The organism is [Haemophilus] ducreyi (assembly GCF_900109315.1).
Lineage (GTDB): Bacteria > Pseudomonadota > Gammaproteobacteria > Enterobacterales > Pasteurellaceae > Haemophilus_B > Haemophilus_B ducreyi.
The window spans coordinates 1-20,037 of record NZ_FOJC01000009.1 but is presented as its reverse complement, the minus strand read 5'-3'; the positions used below and the strand labels follow the sequence as shown (position 1 = coordinate 20,037).

The following is a 20,037-nucleotide window of genomic DNA, read 5'->3' as shown; positions in this document are numbered from 1 at the left end:
CAAAAAATTATGCAGCTTCTTGTAATTTGTCGCGTAATGCTGCAAAAGTGCGAACAAGTTTGCCTGCCGCAGCTTCTTTCATTGTGCCCATTAAACGTGCAATTGCTTCTTCGTAAGTTGGTAATGTAGCTAAGAACTCTACATTTTGTACTTTACCTTCAAAGGCTGCACCTTTAAGTTCAAACTCTTTATTTGTTTTCGCAAATTCTGTAAACAAACGTGCAGCTGCACCTGGATGTTCATTAGAAAATGCAATAAGAGTTGGACCAGTAAACGTATCTGTTAAGCATTCGAATTCTGTGCCTTCAACCGCACGACGTAATAAAGTATTACGAACAACGCGCATTGTTACACCAGCTTCACGAGCAGATTTACGTAACTCAGTCATTTTTTCAACTGTGACGCCACGAGAATCCGCAACAACAGCTGAAAGGGCACCTTTGGCTGCTTCATTTACTTCAGCAACAATTGCTTGTTTGTCTTGAAGATTTAATGCCATTGGTTTTAGCTCCTGATACACTCTGCCACTTTCGTGAGCAGAATTTACAAAAAATCCCCAAAATATTACCGCTTAATACGGTATCTTCTTGAGGCTAAGGTGTCCAGAAGCAGATAATTCTGTCTGTTCACCATCTACGTAGGCTTGTTATTAAGAATAGCAAGCTATCCACCTACGGTCTTGGATGGGGCTTAGATAGGCTAAGCACCATCAGCTTGCTCGCGCAAGTTAAGGTCGAAATTATACGCGATAATACGACCCTGTAAAGTCAGTATTAAAGTGAGGTTTGCTCAACAGCTACACCCGCGCCCATTGTTGTAGAGACACTTACTTTCTTAATGAAGATACCTTTCGCAGTGGTTGGTTTAGCTTTATTTAATGCTGCTAACAATGCTTGAAGGTTTTCTTTTAATTGTACTTCAGAGAAATCAACTTTACCAATTGTTGTATGGATAATACCATTTTTATCATTACGGTAACGGATCTGACCTGATTTTGCATTTTTAACCGCTTCAGCCACATTTAATGTTACAGTACCAACTTTTGGGTTTGGCATTAAGCCACGAGGACCTAACACTTGACCTAATTGACCAACAACACGCATTGCATCTGGAGAAGCGATAACAACATCAAAATTCATTTCACCTTTTTTGATTTGCTCAGCTAAGTCTTCCATACCAACTAAATCAGCACCTGCTGCTTTTGCTGCTTCTGCATTTGCACCTTGTGTGAATACTGCGACACGAGCAGAACGGCCTGTACCGTGTGGTAATACTGTTGCACCACGTACGTTTTGGTCTGATTTACGAGGATCAATACCTAAATTTACCGCTACATCTACGCTTTCAACGAATTTTGCTGTTGCAAATTGTTTTAAAAGTGCGATAGCTTCGTTGATTTCATAAGCTTTAGTAGAATCTACGCCAGCTTTAATTGCTTTCATTTTTTTAGTCAATTTAGCCATTGTATTATTCCTCTACGATCAAGCCCATTGAGCGAGCTGTACCAGCAATTGATTTCATTTTAGTTTCGATAGTTGCACCCGTCATATCCGCTGCTTTAGTTTCTGCGATTTGACGTAATTGCTCTTGCGTTACCGTACCTACTTTATCTTTGTTTGGTTTACCTGAACCAGACTTGATACCTACTGCTTTTTTAAGTAACACCGCTGCTGGTGGAGTTTTAGTAACGAAAGTAAATGAACGGTCTGCATAAACAGTGATAACAACAGGAATAGGTAACCCTTTTTCTAAACTCTCAGTGCGTGCATTGAATGCTTTACAGAATTCCATGATATTAACACCTTGTTGACCTAATGCTGGACCAACTGGTGGTGATGGATTAGCCATACCCGCTGCAACTTGCAACTTAACGTATGCTTGGACTTTTTTTGCCATGTTTAAGTTTCCTTCTAAATGGGTAATAACGCCGTTATCGGCTCCCCTGTTACATAAAAAACGAGTTAGCAAGCTAACTCGAGGCTGTGCATTCTAAATATATTGCGATCATTTTTCAAGCAAAAAATCTAGAATTAAGCAATTAAATTAACTAATTATCACTATTTTGTTTATTTAGCAAGCACGACTAAAATTGCTTTTCAACTTGACCAAACTCAAGTTCAACAGGTGTTGCTCGACCAAAAATTGAGACTGATACTTTTAAGCGACCTTTCTCATAATCAACTTCTTCTACTGTACCAGTGAAGTCAGCAAATGGTCCTTCCGTCACGCGTACATTTTCGCCTGGATGATATTCATTACGATGGCGAGGTTTATCCGCAGTTTCTTGTACTCGGTTTAAAATGCGATCTGCTTCGCGTTTAGAAATAGCAGCTGGTTTATCAGCCGTACCACCAATGAAGCCCATTACACGTGGCACACTTTTAACTAAATGCCAAGTATCATCATTCATTTCCATTTGTACTAATACGTAGCCTGGGAAAAATTTACGTTCAGTACGACGGCTTTTACCACCAATATTTTCTACCACTTCTTCAGTCGGCACTAATACTTCACCAAATTGGTCTTCCATTTGATGTAATTTAATATATTCACGTAATGTTACTGCAACACGGTTTTCAAAACCTGAAAATGCTTGTAATACGTACCAACGCATTTTTGATGTTTCTGTCTTTTCTACTTCGCTCATCTTAGAACCTTAAATTTGTTAAAAATGTAACCAATGTAACGATAATAGAGTCGATACCCCATAATATCAATGAGACGACAACACACACCGCAACCACAATTAATGTTGTTTGTGTCGCCTCAGGGCGAGTAGGCCAAATGATCTTTCTAAGTTCTGTGCGAGATTCTTTAGCAAATGCAATTGCTTTTTTGCCTTGATTAGTAATGGCAGCAAAACCAACAGCACCACCGATTAATACGACAAGTAATAATACCCGTACGATCAAGCTAAAATGTGATGCAAAATATGCATTACCAACCGCAGCCACAGTGAGTAGTAAAATAGCAATTGACCATAATGAGCCATTTACTGCTTTACTTTTAATCCCCTTTTCTTCGTCGATCTGCTCAGCGTTTTTCTTTTTAATATCAGTAGCCATATAAAACCTAAATTTTGTAAAAAAGATAACTATTATTTTTTAATAATCATGAGATTATAACCTTTTTAGGCTTGGTTGCCACGATCTTTTATTCTTTATTTAGAAAAATTTATTGTTTTCAACACATATTTAGTATAAAACAATAAACAGGATCTATGTATTTAGATTAAATAAGTGGTCCTTTTTACATAAAAAAACAACACATTTTTTATAGCGGTTAGGTAAAAATATGCCGAAATAAATTCAATAACAAATTTAAATAATAACTTTACCTATAATTTTTTGGAGGATATATGAATAATCAACCTATTGAGCTAAGGGAACTAACGCTAAGGGGAATGATATTAGGGGCGTTAATCACTGTCGTATTTACTGCATCAAATGTATATTTAGGCTTAAAAGTAGGGATAACTTTTGCTTCATCTATTCCTGCTGCGGTCATTTCTATGGCGGTGCTAAAAATGTTTAAAGGTGCCAATATCCTTGAAAACAATATGGTTCAAACACAAGCTTCCGCCGCAGGCACGCTTTCTTCTGTTATATTTGTATTACCTGCATTATTAATGATGGGATATTGGCAATCCTTTCCTTTTTGGCAAACATTATTGATCTGTATTTCAGGGGGGATTTTAGGGGGTTATTTTTACTGTGCCATTACGTAATGTGATGGTAGTGAAAAGCACTTTGCCTTACCCTGAGGGCGTAGCCGCCGCAGAAATTTTAAAAGCGGGTGAAGAAACTAATAGCAAAGATAGCGGTGTAAAAGAAATTATTTCTGGCGGTGTTTTAGCCGCAATTGTGAGTTTTTTAACGAATGGTTTACGAGTTGTTGCTGATAGTACTAGTTTTTGGTTTAAAGGTGGTAATGCAATATTTCAATTACCGATGGACATTTCATTTGCATTATTAGGCGCAGGCTATTTAGTGGGTATCGTGGGCGGTATTGCAATATTAGTGGGTGCCCTATTTACTTGGGGTATTGCTGTTCCTTATTTTACTGCCACAACAATGATGCCAGCAGATACAGACATGATTACTTTTGCAATGAATATATGGAAAAGTAAAGTTCGCTTTATTGGGGTGGGTACGATTGGTATTGCTGTCATTTGGACGTTATTAGTATTATTCAAGCCAATGGTGCAAGGAATGTCACACGCCTTTCGAGCATTAAAAGATGCTAGTTCACAAAGTATTGAAAGAACAATGCAAGATCTATCGCCTAAAACCATAGTCTACACCATTCTAGCGAGTGTTGTATTAATTGTAGTGGCGTTAGTCAGTTTCTTACAACCGGTCGGATTATCGCTAGAATTTTCCTTTTTCCTAGTTGTTATTTGCACACTTTTGGCGATTGTCGTCGGTTTTTTAGTGGCGGCAGCTTCGGGTTATATGGCGGGTTTAGTTGGATCATCATCAAGTCCCATTTCTGGCATTGGGATTATCTCAATTGTATTAATTTCATTGATTTTGATGGTAGTCGGTAATCTATCCGGGCTTATGGAAACAGAAGATGGCCAACGTTTTTTAACCGCATTAACGATCTTTACCGCAGCCATTGTCTTTTGTATTTCCACAATTTCTAACGATAACTTACAAGATTTAAAAACGGGCTATTTAGTTAAAGCCACGCCGTGGAGACAACAGTTTGCCTTAATTATTGGTTGTGTCGTAGGCGCGTTAGTCATCACACCAGTGCTAGAAATTCTCTACCACGCTTATGGTTTTGCCGGTGCAATGCCACGGGCTGAAATGAATGCAAGCCAAGCACTTTCCGCACCGCAAGCGACGATTATGATGACGATTGCCAACGGTATTTTCTCAAATAGTTTAGAATGGACTTATATTTTTATTGGTATTGCTTTTGGTATTGGTTTAATCATAATTGATACTGTAGTCAAAAAAACGAGTCTCGGCCGTTTTAGCTTACCTACATTAGCGGTAGGAATTGGCATTTATTTGCCCCCTGTCGTGACTGCACCGCTGATTATCGGCGCACTACTTTCTTGGCTTATTAGTCGCCATCTTAAACGTTATGCACAACAAACAGGCAAAGATGTGAAATTACTGAATAAAAAAGCAGAGCGTTATGGCACATTATTTGCCGCAGGTTTGATTGTCGGTGAAAGCTTAGTTGGTGTTCTACTCGCATTTATTATTGCGGGTTCTGTCACCTCGGGCGGTTCTGATACACCATTAGCGTTACATATTGAAAATTGGGGCGCGATGGCAGAGATTTTCGGTTTAACTTTATTTATTAGCTGTTGTGCTCTTTTTAGCTATCGTGTGCTACAAGCGAAGAAATAAGCTTTCTTTATCCTTAAATAATGCTTGTCGTCTTTAACGGCAAGCATTATTTTTTATGCCTTTTTGCTGTGCTATTTCGCCCTAAATTTACCTAACTCTCTAGCGATTGTTATGCCTGTGTCACTACATATCCCCCACAAACCTGTTTAATCATACCTAATAATTCTAAACCAAGTAGCTCAACTAATAATATTTCGACCGCTATATCCGTTGCTTTAGCTAAATCATCTATTGCAATCGGCGTAAAACTGATATTTTGCATAATCTGTTGCTGACAAGCGGTCAAATCCGGCAATGTTTTATCCGTTAACGGTATTGTCAATTGCTGATTAGCAATATTAGGGGAATTATTCACGCTATTTGCATTAACTAGCTTAGCTGATGGTCGATATTGATGCTGAATCGCTTGTAAAATATCCGCTATCGATTCGGTTAAAATAGCGCCTTCCTTAATCAATTGATGGCAACCTGCTGCATAAGGATTTTGTGCAGTATTCGGCAAAGCAAAGACCTCTCGCCCTTGCTCTAAAGCATAGCGTGCGGTAATTAATGAGCCACTATTAATCGTTGCTTCTACCACTAAAGTACCAAGTGACAAGCCACTAATAATACGATTTCGACGAGGAAAATGTTCCGCTAGCGGGGGTTGATCGGGAAAAAACTCTGACACTAATGCTCCACCATTCGCAATAATTTGTTCTGCTAATTTTTTATGACGTGCGGGATAAACTTGATCTAAACCGCTACCTAATACAGCAATAGTCACCGCTTGCTGTTTTACTGCTTGTTGATGACAAAAACCATCAATGCCAATCGCCAAGCCACTTGTTACCGCAAAACCTTGCTCAATTAATTCGCGTGTAAAATAAGAGGCCCAATACTCTCCATAAGGAGAATAATCACGACTGCCAACAATCGCAATTTGTAGCAGAGTTAAGCTAGCCACCGAACCACGCACAAATAATAATAGTGGTGCAGTGCTAATTTGCTGTAATAAAAAGGGATAATCTTTATCAAACAGTGTCACAAGCCGTTGATTTGGCTGTTCTGCCCAAGTTATTGCCCGATCAATCCAACGCATTTCAGGCTGAAACCAACATTGAATTTGTTTGTCATTCCATCCCATTTGCTGTAGTTCTGTTTTGCTATATTGACAAAATTCAGCAAAATCAATTTGATTTAATAAACGTGCAATCCGCTGTGGGCCTAGTTGTGGAATCTGCAATAATTTAAGTAATGCCAATTGTTTCATTAATAAGTTCTCTAAATTAATAATTGATTATTAACAGGAAGAATGGACAAATAACGATTAAAAAGGTAAGTTAAGCACACGTTTTTATTCATATCGCAATTGCCCAATAAGGACAAATAATTCGATCATAAGAAAACGAGTTAATTAACCAATGAATAATTTTTTATTTTTCGATTGAGATCACAAAAATGTCAGTTTTACAAGTAGTACTTTATCCAGATGACCGATTAACTAAAGTATGTGAACCGGTTACACAAGTTGATGATGAATTAAATCAATTCATCGATGATATGTTTGATACAATGTATCAAGAAGGCGGTATCGGACTCGCAGCCTCACAAGTGGGAGTATTAAAGCGAGTTATTACCATTGATATAGAAGGTGATAAAACTAATCAAGTAGTATTAATTAATCCAGAAATTTTAGAGTCGTGTGGCGAAACGGGGATTGAAGAAGGTTGCTTATCTATCCCAGGCTATCGAGCCTTAGTCCCTCGTAAAGAAAAGATCACCGTCAAAGCACTAAATCGCCAAGGAGAAGAAGTGATTTACCACGCCGATGATCTCTTTGCTATTTGTATTCAGCACGAAATCGATCATCTAAATGGCATTGTCTTTGTTGATCATATCTCTAATTTAAAACGCCAACGTATAAAAGACAAAATGCAAAAATTGAAAAAACAACTCTATCGAGCCAAAGCATAACTTCTCTCCGCTCTCTCTTACCTAGAGAGAGCCTCGCTAATAACAAGCGCAATTCCTAACAATATTTGTAAATTCCTTGCGATCGAACGATAATAACTTCACTTTTATGTTTTAAAGAGGAAAAAAGCTATGATTATCGTAACTGGCGGTTTTGGTATGATCGGCAGCAACATCATTAATGCGTTAAATGATATTGGCAGAAAAGACATTTTAGTGGTAGATAACCTAAAAAATGGTGAAAAATTCATTAACTTAGTGGATTTAGATATCACGGATTATTGCGATAAAGATGATTTTATTGCTTCGATTATTGCTGGTGATGATTTTGGTGAGATTGACGCAATTTTTCACCAAGGTGCTTGTTCCTCAACAACCGAATGGAATGGCAAATATTTAATGCAAAATAATTATGAATATTCCAAAGAGTTATTACATTTTTGTGTAGATCGCCAAATTCCATTTTTATATGCTTCTAGCGCTGCCACTTATGGCGGTCGCGCTGATAATTTTATCGAAGAACGGAAATTTGAAGGCCCATTAAATGCCTATGGCTATTCCAAATTCCTATTTGATGAATATGTTCGTCGCCTTTTACCTGAAGCAAATTCCGCTATTTGTGGCTTTAAATATTTCAATGTTTATGGTCCACGTGAACAACATAAAGGATCGATGGCTAGCGTGGCTTTCCATCTTAATAACCAAATGTTAAAAGGTGAAAATCCAAAATTATTTGCTGGTTCTGAGCATTTTTTACGTGATTTCGTGTATGTTGAAGATGTGGCTAAAGTCAATATTTGGGCGTGGAAAAATAATATTTCAGGGATCTATAATCTCGGCACAGGTAAAGCAGAATCATTCCAAACCGTTGCTCAAGCGGTGATTGATTTTCACGGGAAAGGACATATTGAGACCATTCCGTTCCCCGATCATTTAAAATCGCGTTATCAAACCTTTACTCAAGCGGACTTAACTAAATTACGCGCGGCTGGTTATCAAGATAATTTCAAAACGGTCGCAGAAGGCACTAAAGCCTATATGAGCTGGTTAAATCATTCATTGACCACCGAATAATCGTTTTTACTGTTTTAACCACTCAATTACAACAACAAAAGCGGTTAGTTTTCGCAACTTTTTTGCCAAAACTAACCGCTTATTTATGTTAATGACTTAATGATTGGAATGTTGTGAAAATAAATTAATCACTAACACACCAAGCAGAATTAAAGTGATGCCAATTCCTCCCGGCAGATCTAACTTTTGTCCAAAAGCGAAATAGGCAACTAACGAGGTTAATATAATTCCCACGCCAGACCACACCGCATAGACAATACCTAGCGGTAGTATTTTGGTAATGATCGACAATAAATAAAGTGCAATGATAAAAGAACCAATTGCCACCACTGTAGGTAATGGTTTACTAAAACCATCACTGGCTTTAATACAACTACTGCCCACCACTTCAATCACAATTGTAAATGCTAATAAAAGCCAGGGATTCATTATTTTCTCCATCTACTCATTAGTGAGTTTATTTTTGCTGTGCAACATTAACTTCGGCGATCACGTCTTCTTTCATCATATATTGCACATCATAACCTTGGCGAATATCAAAGAAATAAGTCATCGGCTCATACATTTTGATTACTTGCTTTTTAAGCGGTAAAATTTAGCGAAAAAAATGCGACTAATTGAATAAATTATTTAATGACACGCTATCGCGTTTAAAGTAGCGGATTGAGGTAAAACGAAGAAAACATTCGTTTAATTTGACAGCCTAAAGGCTTAATTTGAAACTAATACATTAAAATAGGGTATAGATACACAACATTTTCATAATTATCCATACCCCAGCAATAAGTGCCTTGTAACAACGCTAGTTTTTTGCAAAAAAACCGCCTAATTAAGCAAAAATCAGCAAATTATTTGCATTAATAAGCTGTTTGTTTAAAACATTGTTAAAATGCCCGTGTTCCTAATTGGAAAATCACGACTTCTGCTTGGCAACTAAAATGAAAATTAGCCATTAATAAAAAACCAGCCTCAACCGGCAGAATATTACTGCTAATTTCACAAGGATCTATTTCCGTATCGCGCGCCTTTTGCACTAATTTTGCCAATACCGCTTCAGCTTGTTCTTGTGTCGCATAAACTTTCTCAAATTTAGCATCACGTTCACTGTTATCAATAATCGATCCCACATCAAACGTATTACAGCCAACACATTCAATCGGTTTATCTGATTTCATCGCAAAGCCTCTTTTTACATTAAAAATTTTTACTTTTACTAAAAATACAACCGCTTTATACTGATTAACTTAAAAAGCTACTTGTTTTAAAAAATCACTCATATTCCCTGATGGACCGTAAAGCAAACAATTTATTTACTATTTTTTTCTTTTCGAATCGCTAATAACGCTAAAATACCAAATAAACCTAGCATATAACCGACACCACCAATAATATCACGTAAATAGATTTTATTTTTAAAGGTTTCAAAATCTTCACGCAATAACTCAAATTCTGAACGTCCTAACGACCGCTTCAAAATATTATCCGCCATTCGCTCAGCCCGATAACCATTAGGTCCCTCTACAACCACCTTAAAAGGTCCATCACCTGAAACAGGAATATAAAAATGTCCATTTGTATCTGACTTGGTTGAGATAATAGGCACGTTTTCACTACCTGACATACCTAACTGATAAACCTTAACATAAATATCTGCTGCAGCCGACTGATTGGGATAATAAGATTTACCAGAAATCTCCTGCCCATCATATTGCGCAAAAAGATATAAACTATTTGCTACTAAATTAGCAGAAAAAAAGGCAAAAATAACAGCCAAGAGATATTTAATTTTCATTATTATTTCTCTATTCATTAACAATAAAATTACACTTATTTGGAATCAAATACAAAATTCCATTTAATGCCTAAAAATATCATAAAATAATGCTTATATTATAATAATTTAATTTATTATTAAAACTAAAATAATAGGATATTTACAAAATAATTTATTAAGTATTTATTATTTAATAAAAATGCGCAACTTAACAAATTTAATTTTTTAATATGTAGCATACATTCTCTAATCATAAAAAAACCTCTCCAACATATGAGAGGCTCTTATTTCATATTTAATCTATGATTATTCGACTGTTACTGCTTTAGCAAGATTACGTGGTTGATCAACATCCGTGCCTTTAATTAATGCAATGTGATAAGAGAGTAATTGTAATGGTACGGTGTAAAAAATAGGCGCCGTTACTGCATCAACACGCGGTAATACTATTGTTTTAAAATCGACCGTCTGTTCAAAGCCCGCTTCGTGATCAGCAAATACATATAATTGACCGCCACGTGCGCGAACTTCTTCAATATTTGATTTTACTTTCTCGAGTAAATCATTTTCAGGCGCGACTACCACCACCGGCATTTCACTATCAATTAATGCTAAAGGCCCGTGTTTTAATTCACCTGCTGCATAAGCTTCTGCATGAATATATGAGATTTCTTTTAACTTTAATGCAGATTCCATTGCAATTGGATAAAATTCACCTCGCCCTAAAAATAATGTATGTTGCTTATCCGCAAAATCTTCTGATAATTTCTCAATCTCTTTATCAAAAACTAAAGCACTCTCAATTTGGGAAGGCAATTTTTGTAATGATTGTACAATTTGCTGTTCTTGTGCGACAGAAAGACGGCCTTTTAAACGCCCGATGGTCACACTCAGTAACAATAAGCAAGTTAATTGCGTAGTAAATGCCTTAGTGGACGCAACGCCAATTTCAATGCCCGCTTTGGTCATAAAAGCAAAATCAGATTCACGAACCAAGGACGAACTTGCTACATTACAAATCGTCATTGCTGCCATATAACCGGACTGTTTAGCCAGCCTTAATGCGGCAAGCGTATCGGCTGTTTCACCTGATTGTGATAAAGTAATAAGCAAGCTGTTTGGTTGCACTACAAATTTTCGGTAACGAAATTCCGAAGCAATCTCAACATTACAACTTATATTAGCAATTTCTTCAAACCAATAACGAGCAACCATTCCCGCATTGTAAGATGTGCCACATGCTACGATTTGAATATGTTCTACTTTAGCTAAAATATCCGCTGCATTAGGTGCAATCGCTTCAATATTTACCTGCCCATCTTTAATCCTACCTGCTAAGGTATTCATAATAGCAATCGGCTGTTCAAAAATCTCTTTTTGCATATAATGGCGATAAACACCTTTATCTGCAGCATCTTGTTCAAAATTGCCTTGATGAATTTCACGTGTGACCGCTTCACCCGCTTGGTTGTAAATAGCTACAGTATGGCGAGTAATTTCCGCTACATCGCCTTCCTCTAAATAAGCAAAACGATGCGTTACACTCAATAATGCTAAAGGATCGGAAGCAATGAAATTTTCACCAATACCATAACCAATTACCAGTGGACTGCCTGAACGTGCGACAACTAGACGAGTTGGATCGTCTTGATTCATTACCACTGTTCCATAAGCGCCACGTAATTGTACCACTGCTTTTTGGACCGCTTCTAATAATGAATGTGCCGTACGAAGTTCCCATTCAACTAAGTGAGCAATTACTTCTGTATCAGCGTGTGACGAAAAAATATAACCGCGTTGTTGTAACTCAACTTTTAATGCTTCATAATTTTCAATAATGCCATTATGTACGACAGCTATTTTGCCACTACGATGAGGATGTGCATTTATTTCGGACGGTTCCCCATGGGTTGCCCAACGTGTATGTGCAATGCCTGTGCCGCCAAGTACTTTTTCTCCTATCACAGCTTCTTCAAGGGCTTTGACTTTACCTACACGCCGAATAATTTGCATATGGTGTTGTTCATTTAGTACCGCTACACCTGCTGAATCGTAGCCTCGATATTCTAATCGATGCAATCCATCGACTAAAATATCCGCTACATCACGTTGTGCTACTGCACCCATAATTCCACACATAATTTACTTCCTATCCAAATATAAAAATAATTAATTCCCACTTAGCGCGAGCAACACACATCAGGCTTAGTTAACCTAGTCCTTGAAAGTGTGAAAAAGAACAATAGCTTAGCTACTGCGTTTTTTCTTCGCTACAGGTTTTTTAGTGACTGACTTATTAGTTTCAGTGGCTTTTTTTGCAACTTTTTTAGTTTTATTGACCGCTTTAGTTTTATTAACTGTGTTAGTTTTATTAACAGATTTAGTTTTCTTTAATGGCGCGGCTGTTTTTTGTTGTTCTCGCCATTCATTTAACTTGGCTAATAATACGCTTCCCATAGGGCTAGGATCACCGGTAAATAAAGTAGCTAAGCCATTATTCTCAATAATATGTCGACGCAATGCTAAACGTTCAGTATGATTTTCCGCTAAACGTAGCGCACATTCAATATATTCATCTACAGTATCTGCAATTAACCATTCTGGTAAACCTAAGCGTTTAAACAGTCCTTCATCAATATGTTCATGTACTTCATCACCGGTTTTACAAATGCCGACCAGTCCTAAAGTCACCATATCAATAATGCCATTAGTATTACCAAATGGGAATGGATTAAGCATCATATCGCAATTACGTAACACAGTTAAATATTGATGATAAGGTGCGTGAGGATATGCTGTCGCTGAATCGCCTAAATAGGATTTAATAAAACGAGCAATATGAGGATGAGTAACGCCGGTCGATTGCCCTAATGCAAAGTGGAAGTGAATTTTAACTTTAGCTCGATCACGAATCACTTTTAATGCATCTAGAAAATATGGATTCAACTTCATTGTAGTGGCAGCAATACCAATATTAACCACTTCAGGATTTTCGCGTAGCAGATATTCTACTTTTTCAGGAGCTAACGCCGATGGTACGTAAGGTAAAGCATCTTTTGGTAAAGGTAATAATGTTTCACTAAAACAAGCCTCTGAACCAATATAATCTTCTTCAACAATCACATAATCAATGAATTCTGAATATGTTGTGGCTGGGTGGCCTAATGCAATCACTTGTATCGGTGCTAGACGCGTATTACTCACAAAAATAGTGCTTAAATCCATTCCAACGCTAGGCATATACAGTATTGCTGCTCCATTTTGTTCACAAATAGAACGAATATGATCTAATTTATCTTTCATATTGTCATCTTCTAACAAATGAAATTCATCAAATACCGCTTGTCCATTAGCATCAACCGCTTTGCTCCCCAAACCAATTAAATAAAAATGTTCACGAGCAGCAATCATTGAAGTTGAATGAGTGCGATAAATAGAATGGGCTGAATGGAAATGCTCTAGTAACACCACCATCACGGGCTTATCATTCCGATAACCAATGCGAGTTGTATCACGATCTTGCCAACCGTATTCATTAACAATATGGCGACGAATAACCTGATTTAATGCTTTTTTAACCGCATGCTTATTTTCTGCAATATCATAACTACAGTGCATATAAACATCGTGCGAAATAGCACTCGGTATATTATCTAGATTAGCTAATTGTGCTAAATGCTCAGGGAACCATTGCAAAATGGCACTTCTTTTGGAATATGCTGCCACAGTGCCTAAAAAACGTGGTGATTGTAATGCAAAGCAAAGTGATGCACATAACTCAGGATCAACATTCCAAGCCGCATCAAGATTTAATTTTAAATTTGATTCTGGCAAGTACATAACACAGAATTTAATTAACGCTTCTTTGGTTGCCGCTAAATGAATATCATCTTCGATATCGCGATCTGGATTACAGTTATAACTCTGTAAAATATGGTCTGCATTAATAAAAGGCGAGCTAGCAAAAATAAACGATAACCAACGTTGGAAAACTAAAAACCGTTGTGCTCCTGCGCTCGAAATAGCAAATTCAACATCAGTAAAAAGCGTTGTAATAACCGTTGCCATTCTTGTACAGAAATAAACAACTTTATCTTGTTCCAAATCTTCTAACTGAGGTGGATATGCGAATTCAATATCTTGTAAAGTACCAAAATTGTTATCTAATTTATCTAAAATAGCTAATAACTCAGTACAAGCTAATTCGTAATCTTTTTCAATAACCGCTGCTTCAAATTTTTCTAAGCTAGGAGAATGTAATTCCATATTTTTACCCTATTTTATGTTAATAAATCAATAAGTGCCCCACAGATCATATTCATCGGCATTGGTTATGGTCACCAATATAATTTGACCAACTGTGACAGCTTGCTGAGAAATGTTATCTACATAAACAACACCATCAATTTCTGGCGCGTCTCCCATCGAACGACCAATAATGCCATATTCATCTATTTCATCAATAATAATAGCTAAGGTCTTACCTATTTTTTGTTGTAAACGAGCCACAGAAATACGTTGTTGAACTTGCATAAAACGATGAAAGCGATCTTCTTTCACCTCTTCAGGAACTTGTTCAGCCATTTCTTTTGCAACAGCACCATCAACAGGACTAAATTTAAAACATCCAACTCTATCTAATTGTGCTTCTGTTAAGAAGTCTAATAACATTTGAAAATCTTCTTCCGTTTCCCCAGGGAAACCAACAATAAACGTTGAACGTAACGTCAATTGCGGACAAATTTCACGCCATTGTTTAATCCGCTCTAAAGTACGATCAATTGAGCCAGGTCGCTTCATTGCCTTTAAGATTTTCGGACTCGCGTGTTGTAGCGGAATATCCAAATATGGCAAAATTTTACCTTCAGCCATCAATGGAATTAAATTATCAACGTGTGGATACGGATAAACGTAATGTAAACGTATCCAAATACCTAATGTAGCTAATTGTTCACATAAACTAATTAAATTATTTTTAATTGGTACACCATTCCAAAAGACGGTTTTATTTTGATTTTCTTTCGTTTGATCTAAGGCATAAGCAGATGTATCTTGCGAAACAATTAATAATTCTTTTACGCCAGAATCCACTAATCGTTTTGCTTCATCTAATATTTGTACAATCGGACGGCTATCTAAATCACCTCGCATTGAGGGAATAATACAGAAAGTACAACGATGATCACACCCTTCCGAAATTTTTAAATACGCATAATGTTTCGGTGTTAATTTAACACCTTGCGCTGGCACCAAACTAGTATACATATTACGTTCCGGACGTGGCACATATTTATGTACATGTTGCATAACCGCTTCATAACTATGCGGGCCGGTAATTTCTAATACTTTCGGATGTACTTCTCGAATTTGATTTTCTTTTGCCCCTAAACATCCCGTAACAATCACTTTACCATTTTCTTTTAATGCTTCACCGACTGCTTCTAATGACTCCTGCACTGCACTATCAATAAAACCACAGGTATTAACAATCACTAAGTCTGCATTTTCATAACTTGGAATAATATTGTAACCATCACTACGTAATTCCGTCAAAATACGTTCTGAATCAACTAAATTTTTAGGACAACCTAAACTAATAAAACCAATATTCGGTACATCTCTCATATCACAACCCACTCTTGCAAAATTAAAGTTCGGTAATCAATAAATAAAAAAACCTACCTTTAATAGTAGATTAAAAGGTAGATTATTGTATAAAACTTGCAACAAAATTGCGATAAAAAGCGGTCTATTTTGCAAAAATCACAATTAATTATACCGCTTCCCCGCTAACATTAACTAAAATTGTTTAACATTGCGATCACAATTTCTGACGATTTTTCAGCCGCTAAAGGCAAAAATTCCTCAAATGACAAATGTGAGCACTTATCCGCAACATCAGAAATAGCACGTACAACAACAAAAGGCACCTCAAATGCATAACAAACTTGCGCTATTGCAGCTGCTTCCATTTCCACCGCCACCACTTGATCAAAATGTTGACGTATAGTAGTAATTTGTTCCGCACCATTAACAAAGCGATCGCCACTACAAATTAACCCCGCAACAGCATTAACACCGGCTGTTTTTGTTTCTTTAAATGCCATATTTACTAACTGTTCGTTTGGTAAAAAAGCAGCCGGATTCGCCGGCAATTGTCCAATTTCATAACCAAATGCAGTCACATCAACATCATAATGGCGAACTTCAGTAGAAATAACAATATCCCCCACATTTAGATTTTCTGCTAAACCACCTGCTGAGCCCGTATTAATAACCATATTAGGTTTAGTTAATTCTAATAGTAACGTAGTCCCCATCGCTGCAGATACCTTACCAATACCTGATTGTAACAACGAAACACACGTATTATTTATTTTACCTTCATAAATCTTACACCCAGCAATTTCAAGCACACTTACATCCATCATTAACTTACGTAAAATTTCTATTTCTTGTGCCATTGCACCAATAATACCTATTTTTAATTTCATTTTTATCCTCTATTCGTTCAATAAATATTTAATTTATCCGCTCACATTATTTACTATTCATCTAGATTATTCTAATAATCGCATTAAGACACTGTCAAAAATCTTTAGAAAGTTTATAATCAATAGTGCGGGGGCGGTGTTTCTTCTGCTTGAGAAGCCACATTACTAGATTGAATATTTTTAAACTTATTAGCAAAGTGGCGAACTTGCGTTTGCAACTTATCTAATACAAACTGATGATGAATTAAAACTTGATTTAGTTCCTCAATCACATTGTCTTGGAAAGCAACTTTTGTTTCCAACTCAGCAATTCGGTTTAAAAGCTCATTTTGGGTGGTCATCTCTTTTACAAAAAAGGTTGCTTAAAACAGAAATACACTTTACCCTATCAACCTTTCTTTTAACAAATTATTTTATAAGGAAAAATGTATGTTAAAAAATAAACTCTCAACTCTTGCATTAGTAGTAGGTACATTATTTGCCTCTCAAGCAACATTTGCAGAAAAAGCAGATCAAGCATTTGTGAATGATTCATCTTATGCGGTAGGTGTCTTAATGGGTAAAAATATCCAAGGCGTCATTGAATCCCAAAAAGAGGTTTTTTCTTATAATCAAGAGAAAATCTTAGCGGGCGTACAAGATACCTTAAAAAAAACCGGTAAACTTACTGACGAAGAACTACAAAAACAATTAAAAGCACTAGATACTTACCTTGCTAAACAAGAAAGCAAAATAGCTGCTGAAAAAAGTAAAGCAACTAAAGAAGCGGGCGACAAATTCCGCGCAGAATATGAGAAAAAAGCAGGCGTGAAAAAAACCGCTTCAGGCTTACTCTACAAAATTGAAAAAGCAGGTACAGGCGCATCACCAAAAGCTGAAGATATCGTAATAGCACACTACAAAGGCACATTACCAGATGGCACAGTATTTGATAGTTCATATGAACGCAATGAACCAATCGAACTACAATTAAAACAATTAATTCCAGCGTGGATTGAAGCGATTCCAATGCTGAAAAAAGGTGGAAAAATGGAAATTGTTGCACCACCTAAATTAGCTTATGGCGACCGCCCATCAGGCAAAGTACCGGCAAATGCAACATTGAAATTTGAAATTGAATTATTAGATTTCAAACCAACTGCCGCGCAATCAAAGAAAAAATAATACTTGAATAAAAGCGGTCTAATTTGTAGAATTTTTCACAAATTAGACCACTTTCTTTATTGGGATCGGTTACACTAGGCAACTGAACAACAAACGCTTCCCCAATACCTTATGAAAAAATTTCAAACCTTTAGCGAAGAAGACCACGCTATTCTTGCCTCCTATTTCCCGATTGTAGACGGCATAGCTGCACTGATTGGTGAACATTGTGAGATTGTACTACATTCACTAGAATTCCTTGAAAACTCTGCAATTTATATCGCTAATGGCCACAACACCGACCGCAAAATTGGTTCACCATTAACCGATAAAGCACTAAAATCATTACATCAAATGCAAACCGATAGCGTTTCAAAACCCTATTTTACCCGCTTAAACGGGGGGATTTTGATGAAATCAATCACCATCGCTATTCGCAACAGCAAACAACATGTCATCGGCTTCATTTGCATCAATATTAATTTAGATATACCAACAACACAATTCTTAACCTCTTTTATTCCACGCACACAAGATGACGAAAATAACAGCGTAAACTTTGCTAGTTCAGTAGATGAATTAGTTGCACAAACCATTGAGGAAACGGTGGCAGATCGGCAAATATCAAACAACAACAAAAATCGCCACATTGTGATTTCACTCTATGAAAAAGGCATTTTTGATATTAAAGACGCAATTAATCAAGTTGCTACGCGCTTAAATATCTCTCGTCATACCGTTTACCTTTACATTCGACAAATAAAACAGGATAGTAACAATTAATGGTATATATATTTGCAATAAAATCCCCCGTATACGGCGGACAAGGGGCCTATTTAGCTTATCAAATAGCAGAAGAAGTTTTAAAAGCAGGGCATCAAATTAAACAGATTTTTTTCTTTCAAGATGGAGTCAATAACGCAAATCGTTTTGTTAATCCCGCTAATGATGAAATCAACTTAGTACAAAAATGGCAACATTTAGCAAAATCCAAAAAACTAGCATTACATTTATGTATCTCAGCAGCACAGCGACGCGGTATTGTCGATCAACAAACCTCCACAGACTCTACGAATAATTTAGCGGATATATTTATATTGTCCGGTTTAGGTGATTTTAGTCGAGCCGTTTTAACTGCCGATCGATTACTCACATTTTAATTATGAAAAAATATAAATTAGCCATTCTTTTTACTCAATCCCCCTTTGCTTCTTCAGCAAGTAGAGAAGGATTAGACGCCTTGCTCGCACTAAGCGCATTTTGTAATGAAGACGAAATTGCTATCTGTTTTATAAATGATGGCGTATTTAATTTAATCGCTCACCAACAGCCAGAACTACTACTACAAAAAGACCACATATCTACCTTCAAATTAATTGAATTATATGATTTAAATGAATGCTTTATTTGCCAGCAGTCAATAGACATTCGAGGACTACAGCAAACAGAATGGATCTTAAAAAAATTACAATTTTGTTCAAGCTCAACAATCTATCATCATCTTCACCAAGCTGAGAAAGTATTAACTTTCTAAGCATAAATCGAATCATTATTATGTTATATACATTTTCAAAAGCTAACTATTCATTAGACGACCTTCAAATTATACTTACCCATATAACTAAACAGGACATAATAGTATTGTGGCAAGATGGCATATTATTAGCGGTTAAATATCCCTTTCTTTTTACTCAAAAAACCCCCGTTTTCGCACTATCACAAGATGCACAAGCAAGAAACTTATCCTTATCTATACCAACTATCTCTTTAACAGAATTTATTAAATTAACTGAAAAGTATTTCCCACAAATTGCCTTTTAATTAATTATGCTTTATTTTTTAGTTATTTTGCTCATTTCTTTATTTTATCCCCTTAAACAACAAAAAACCCCATAGCAGTCGCTACGGGGTCGTAATTAATCTCTGGCGATGACCTACTCTCACATGGGGAAGCCCCACACTACCATCGGCGTAACAGCGTTTCACTTCTGAGTTCGGGATGGATTCAGGTGGGACCACTGCACTGTTGTCGCCAGAATATTCTGGTGATGATATTCTGTCTTTGTTTGTCTGTTTATTTATTGATTGACTGATTGTTATCTATTGATTGTTATTTCTTTGTTCTTTTATAGTGTCATAAAACTAAAAACAAGCTGTCTGAGTATTTCCTTCTCTCTGAGACCTCTTAGTCTCTGCAGACTATCCGATAATCCTTCCTCTGGCTTATCGC

At 36.6% G+C, this 20,037-nt stretch carries 21 protein-coding genes, 1 rRNA gene and 1 pseudogene; 8 read left to right on the top strand and 15 right to left on the bottom strand.

Translation table 11 applies throughout. The annotated features are described in order from the left end of the window. Positions 1–7: 7 nt before the first annotated feature. The 5 genes from rplJ to secE all read right to left on the bottom strand — a co-directional run bounded on the left by rplJ (position 8) and on the right by secE (position 3,065). Complete coding sequence (gene rplJ / locus BMX01_RS06850) at positions 8–499, bottom strand: 50S ribosomal protein L10 (RefSeq protein WP_010945640.1); 492 nt, start codon at positions 497–499, stop codon at positions 8–10. Positions 500–773: 274 nt separating this feature from the next. Beyond that, entirely contained in the window at positions 774–1,463 is a 690-nt protein-coding gene (gene rplA / locus BMX01_RS06845; RefSeq protein ID WP_010945641.1) for a 50S ribosomal protein L1, read from the bottom strand. A 4-nt stretch (positions 1,464–1,467) separates the two neighbouring features. Further along, entirely contained in the window at positions 1,468–1,896 is a 429-nt protein-coding gene (rplK, locus tag BMX01_RS06840) for a 50S ribosomal protein L11 (RefSeq protein ID WP_005599211.1), read from the bottom strand. Between the two features lie 187 nt (positions 1,897–2,083). Then, positions 2,084–2,647, bottom strand: coding sequence for a transcription termination/antitermination protein NusG (nusG, locus tag BMX01_RS06835; RefSeq protein ID WP_064082412.1), 564 nt, complete (start codon positions 2,645–2,647; stop codon positions 2,084–2,086). A 1-nt stretch (position 2,648) separates the two neighbouring features. Further along, positions 2,649–3,065, bottom strand: coding sequence for a preprotein translocase subunit SecE (secE, locus tag BMX01_RS06830; protein ID WP_064082413.1), 417 nt, complete (start codon positions 3,063–3,065; stop codon positions 2,649–2,651). A 293-nt stretch (positions 3,066–3,358) separates the two neighbouring features. Between secE and BMX01_RS06825 the strand changes: the two are divergent. Beyond that, positions 3,359–5,369 (top strand): annotated as a pseudogene (locus tag BMX01_RS06825) (OPT family oligopeptide transporter). 109 nt (positions 5,370–5,478) lie between these two features. Here BMX01_RS06825 and dprA read toward each other — a convergent pair. Next, positions 5,479–6,621, bottom strand: coding sequence for a DNA-processing protein DprA (gene dprA / locus BMX01_RS06820; protein ID WP_064082414.1), 1,143 nt, complete (start codon positions 6,619–6,621; stop codon positions 5,479–5,481). Positions 6,622–6,809: 188 nt separating this feature from the next. On the opposite strand from dprA, the gene def reads away from it, so the two are divergent. Both def and rfaD read left to right on the top strand, forming a co-directional pair. Further along, entirely contained in the window at positions 6,810–7,325 is a 516-nt protein-coding gene (gene def, locus BMX01_RS06815) for a peptide deformylase (RefSeq protein ID WP_064082415.1), read from the top strand. Positions 7,326–7,454: 129 nt separating this feature from the next. Then, complete coding sequence (gene rfaD, locus BMX01_RS06810; RefSeq protein WP_064082416.1) at positions 7,455–8,396, top strand: ADP-glyceromanno-heptose 6-epimerase; 942 nt, start codon at positions 7,455–7,457, stop codon at positions 8,394–8,396. A gap of 96 nt (positions 8,397–8,492) precedes the next feature. Here the strand turns inward: rfaD and BMX01_RS06805 are convergent, their stop codons facing one another. From BMX01_RS06805 to BMX01_RS06770, 8 genes are all read right to left on the bottom strand, one after another. Beyond that, positions 8,493–8,825 carry a DMT family transporter gene (locus tag BMX01_RS06805; RefSeq protein WP_064082417.1) on the bottom strand — a complete coding sequence of 111 codons (333 nt, stop codon included), beginning with the start codon at positions 8,823–8,825 and terminating at the stop codon, positions 8,493–8,495. A gap of 455 nt (positions 8,826–9,280) precedes the next feature. Beyond that, positions 9,281–9,571: a YfcZ/YiiS family protein gene (locus BMX01_RS06800; protein WP_064082418.1), complete on the bottom strand. Its 291-nt coding sequence runs from the start codon at positions 9,569–9,571 to the stop codon at positions 9,281–9,283. Between the two features lie 131 nt (positions 9,572–9,702). Continuing rightward, complete coding sequence (locus BMX01_RS06795) at positions 9,703–10,188, bottom strand: hypothetical protein (protein ID WP_074647999.1); 486 nt, start codon at positions 10,186–10,188, stop codon at positions 9,703–9,705. Between the two features lie 288 nt (positions 10,189–10,476). After that, positions 10,477–12,309, bottom strand: coding sequence for a glutamine--fructose-6-phosphate transaminase (isomerizing) (gene glmS, locus BMX01_RS06790; RefSeq protein WP_064082420.1), 1,833 nt, complete (start codon positions 12,307–12,309; stop codon positions 10,477–10,479). 108 nt (positions 12,310–12,417) lie between these two features. Further along, on the bottom strand, positions 12,418–14,436 hold the full coding sequence (locus BMX01_RS06785; RefSeq protein WP_064082421.1) for a UDP-glucose:protein N-beta-glucosyltransferase: 2,019 nt from the start codon (positions 14,434–14,436) through the stop codon (positions 12,418–12,420). Between the two features lie 27 nt (positions 14,437–14,463). After that, positions 14,464–15,795 (bottom strand): 30S ribosomal protein S12 methylthiotransferase RimO, encoded by a 1,332-nt coding sequence (gene rimO / locus BMX01_RS06780; protein ID WP_064082422.1) that lies wholly within the window; start codon positions 15,793–15,795, stop codon positions 14,464–14,466. A gap of 170 nt (positions 15,796–15,965) precedes the next feature. Continuing rightward, positions 15,966–16,664: a 5'-methylthioadenosine/S-adenosylhomocysteine nucleosidase gene (gene mtnN, locus BMX01_RS06775; protein WP_064082423.1), complete on the bottom strand. Its 699-nt coding sequence runs from the start codon at positions 16,662–16,664 to the stop codon at positions 15,966–15,968. Positions 16,665–16,783: 119 nt separating this feature from the next. Further along, positions 16,784–17,005 (bottom strand): SlyX family protein, encoded by a 222-nt coding sequence (locus BMX01_RS06770; RefSeq protein ID WP_010945656.1) that lies wholly within the window; start codon positions 17,003–17,005, stop codon positions 16,784–16,786. A gap of 88 nt (positions 17,006–17,093) precedes the next feature. On the opposite strand from BMX01_RS06770, the gene BMX01_RS06765 reads away from it, so the two are divergent. The 5 genes from BMX01_RS06765 to BMX01_RS06745 all read left to right on the top strand — a co-directional run bounded on the left by BMX01_RS06765 (position 17,094) and on the right by BMX01_RS06745 (position 19,628). Next, a complete protein-coding gene (locus BMX01_RS06765; RefSeq protein ID WP_064082424.1) occupies positions 17,094–17,828 on the top strand; it encodes an FKBP-type peptidyl-prolyl cis-trans isomerase in 735 nt (244 codons plus the stop codon). A gap of 111 nt (positions 17,829–17,939) precedes the next feature. Beyond that, positions 17,940–18,590, top strand: coding sequence for a helix-turn-helix transcriptional regulator (locus BMX01_RS06760; RefSeq protein WP_074647996.1), 651 nt, complete (start codon positions 17,940–17,942; stop codon positions 18,588–18,590). Further along, positions 18,590–18,967 carry a sulfurtransferase complex subunit TusD gene (tusD, locus tag BMX01_RS06755; protein WP_064082426.1) on the top strand — a complete coding sequence of 126 codons (378 nt, stop codon included), beginning with the start codon at positions 18,590–18,592 and terminating at the stop codon, positions 18,965–18,967. Before BMX01_RS06760 ends, tusD begins: the two co-directional genes overlap by 1 nt. Before the next feature lie 2 nt (positions 18,968–18,969). Continuing rightward, on the top strand, positions 18,970–19,341 hold the full coding sequence (gene tusC, locus BMX01_RS06750) for a sulfurtransferase complex subunit TusC (RefSeq protein ID WP_064082427.1): 372 nt from the start codon (positions 18,970–18,972) through the stop codon (positions 19,339–19,341). Between the two features lie 20 nt (positions 19,342–19,361). After that, positions 19,362–19,628 carry a DsrH/TusB family sulfur relay protein gene (locus BMX01_RS06745; protein ID WP_064082428.1) on the top strand — a complete coding sequence of 89 codons (267 nt, stop codon included), beginning with the start codon at positions 19,362–19,364 and terminating at the stop codon, positions 19,626–19,628. A 100-nt stretch (positions 19,629–19,728) separates the two neighbouring features. Here BMX01_RS06745 and rrf read toward each other — a convergent pair. Next, positions 19,729–19,844 (bottom strand): 5S ribosomal RNA (gene rrf / locus BMX01_RS06740). Between the last annotated feature and the right edge of the window lie 193 nt (positions 19,845–20,037).

Coding starts and splice junctions, on each gene's coding strand:
- nusG (WP_064082412.1), bottom strand. CDS start 2,647: ATGAGCGAAGTAGAAAAGACAGAAACATCAAAAATGCGTTGGTACGTA.
- BMX01_RS06765 (WP_064082424.1), top strand. CDS start 17,094: ATGTTAAAAAATAAACTCTCAACTCTTGCATTAGTAGTAGGTACATTA.
- mtnN (WP_064082423.1), bottom strand. CDS start 16,664: ATGAAATTAAAAATAGGTATTATTGGTGCAATGGCACAAGAAATAGAA.
- BMX01_RS06770 (WP_010945656.1), bottom strand. CDS start 17,005: ATGACCACCCAAAATGAGCTTTTAAACCGAATTGCTGAGTTGGAAACA.
- dprA (WP_064082414.1), bottom strand. CDS start 6,621: ATGAAACAATTGGCATTACTTAAATTATTGCAGATTCCACAACTAGGC.
- BMX01_RS06760 (WP_074647996.1), top strand. CDS start 17,940: ATGAAAAAATTTCAAACCTTTAGCGAAGAAGACCACGCTATTCTTGCC.
- secE (WP_064082413.1), bottom strand. CDS start 3,065: ATGGCTACTGATATTAAAAAGAAAAACGCTGAGCAGATCGACGAAGAA.
- BMX01_RS06785 (WP_064082421.1), bottom strand. CDS start 14,436: ATGGAATTACATTCTCCTAGCTTAGAAAAATTTGAAGCAGCGGTTATT.
- def (WP_064082415.1), top strand. CDS start 6,810: ATGTCAGTTTTACAAGTAGTACTTTATCCAGATGACCGATTAACTAAA.
- rplJ (WP_010945640.1), bottom strand. CDS start 499: ATGGCATTAAATCTTCAAGACAAACAAGCAATTGTTGCTGAAGTAAAT.
- rimO (WP_064082422.1), bottom strand. CDS start 15,795: ATGAGAGATGTACCGAATATTGGTTTTATTAGTTTAGGTTGTCCTAAA.
- tusC (WP_064082427.1), top strand. CDS start 18,970: ATGAAAAAATATAAATTAGCCATTCTTTTTACTCAATCCCCCTTTGCT.
- rplK (WP_005599211.1), bottom strand. CDS start 1,896: ATGGCAAAAAAAGTCCAAGCATACGTTAAGTTGCAAGTTGCAGCGGGT.
- BMX01_RS06800 (WP_064082418.1), bottom strand. CDS start 9,571: ATGAAATCAGATAAACCGATTGAATGTGTTGGCTGTAATACGTTTGAT.
- BMX01_RS06805 (WP_064082417.1), bottom strand. CDS start 8,825: ATGAATCCCTGGCTTTTATTAGCATTTACAATTGTGATTGAAGTGGTG.
- BMX01_RS06795 (WP_074647999.1), bottom strand. CDS start 10,188: ATGAAAATTAAATATCTCTTGGCTGTTATTTTTGCCTTTTTTTCTGCT.
- BMX01_RS06745 (WP_064082428.1), top strand. CDS start 19,362: ATGTTATATACATTTTCAAAAGCTAACTATTCATTAGACGACCTTCAA.
- tusD (WP_064082426.1), top strand. CDS start 18,590: ATGGTATATATATTTGCAATAAAATCCCCCGTATACGGCGGACAAGGG.
- rfaD (WP_064082416.1), top strand. CDS start 7,455: ATGATTATCGTAACTGGCGGTTTTGGTATGATCGGCAGCAACATCATT.
- rplA (WP_010945641.1), bottom strand. CDS start 1,463: ATGGCTAAATTGACTAAAAAAATGAAAGCAATTAAAGCTGGCGTAGAT.
- glmS (WP_064082420.1), bottom strand. CDS start 12,309: ATGTGTGGAATTATGGGTGCAGTAGCACAACGTGATGTAGCGGATATT.